We start from the raw sequence: 1,463 nt of genomic DNA on the forward strand, positions 1-1,463 counted from the left end.
TACTACTGAGTCAAAAACCGCCGGTACGTCAGGCTAAGAATCAAGTATTTGTAGAGATTCAGACTTTCACGCGCGGGAGGGTCGAATGGATCTCAAGCTTGAAGAAGCCAGTGCGCGTCGATTGGCGTCCTATGTCGAAGGTCTCGCGAGCGAGATCGGGCACGCAGACAGAATAAGCCCGCTGCACGACTATTGTACAGGCCTGATGCTGCCCGGGGAGCGCAAGAGCGTGGAACCGATGGCAGCTAGGACAGCTCCGGCCCGCACGGCGGCCCAGCATCAGTCGCTGCTGCACTTTGTCGGTGTCTCCTCCTGGTCGGACGAGAAGGTGCTGGCCAAGGTGCGCGAGATGGTGCTGCCGGCGATGGAAAAAGCCGGGCCGATCGAGGCCTGGATTCTCGATGACACGTCGTTTGCCAAGAAGGGAAAGCATTCGGTTGGCGTGCACCACCAATATTGTGGTGAGCTCGGCAAGCAGGCCAATTGCCAAGTGACGGTATCGCTGTCGATTGCCAATCACGCCGCCAGCCTGCCGGTGGCCTATCGGCTGTACCTGCCGGAAGCCTGGAGCAAGAACCGCGTCCGGCGAAACAAGGCGGGTGTGCCCAAAGACATCAAGTTCATGACCAAGTCGAAGATCGCGCTCGAGCAGATACGTCGTGCATGCGAAGCCGGTCTTCCACGTGGGGCAGTCTTGATGGACTCCGGCTATGGCCGTGACTCGGAGCTGCGCACAGAACTCACGTCTCTCGGATTGACCTATGTTGCGGGCATTCTGCCGAACACCCTGATGTGGCGGCCCGGGAGCGGCCCGCGGCGGAAGGGAAAGCCGCTGAACAACACGGGTCGTCGTGACGAGCCGGACCTGGTACCGGCCGAGAAAGTAGCTCGCGGCCTGCCCAAGGAGGCCTGGCGCACGATCAGGTGGCGGGAGGGGTCGGCCGAATGGCTGTCATCACGGTTCGCCCGTATGCGCGTTCGTGTCGGGCACAACAAGCTGATCCCGGAGAAGCTCCAATCGGAATGGCTGCTGATCGAGTGGCCTGAAGGGGAAAAGAAACCCACCAAATACTGGCTCTCGACATTGCCCGCGAACACCAGCTTCCGGCACCTTGTCGACTTTGCCAAGCTGCGTTGGCGCGTCGAGCGCGACTATGAGGAGCTTAAGCAGGAAGTCGGACTCGGGCACTATGAGGGACGCGGCTGGCGCGGCTTCCATCATCACGCCACGCTTTGCATCGCGGCTTACGGCTTCCTGATCGCCGAGCAGGCGACGATTCCCCCCTCAGGACCGCGTTGCGCCCCGAGAATCCAGGCGCCTCCCTTACCCGCCGATTATCGACCCAGAGGAGCCGCCTACGCGGCCTGAGCGCCACGTGCCGAACTCGATCGCAACCATGCGCGTCCGGCTGATCCGAGCCCTGGTAAGAACATTGCCCCGATGTCCATGTTGCGGCCTTGTC

1 protein-coding gene is annotated in these 1,463 nt (G+C 61.5%); it reads left to right on the forward strand.

What is annotated here, in order from left to right; translation table 11 throughout:
* The first annotated feature begins 85 nt into the window (after positions 1-85).
* The gene (locus tag QXZ85_RS33690; RefSeq protein WP_315707354.1) at positions 86-1,369 is read left to right on the forward strand and encodes an IS701 family transposase; all 1,284 of its coding nucleotides are present in this window, start codon (positions 86-88) and stop codon (positions 1,367-1,369) included.
* The last annotated feature ends 94 nt before the right edge of the window (positions 1,370-1,463 follow it).

Origin of the sequence: Bradyrhizobium sp. SZCCHNGR1005 (genome assembly GCF_032489995.1) — a bacterium.
In the GTDB taxonomy this organism is placed as follows: Bacteria; Pseudomonadota; Alphaproteobacteria; order Rhizobiales; family Xanthobacteraceae; genus Bradyrhizobium.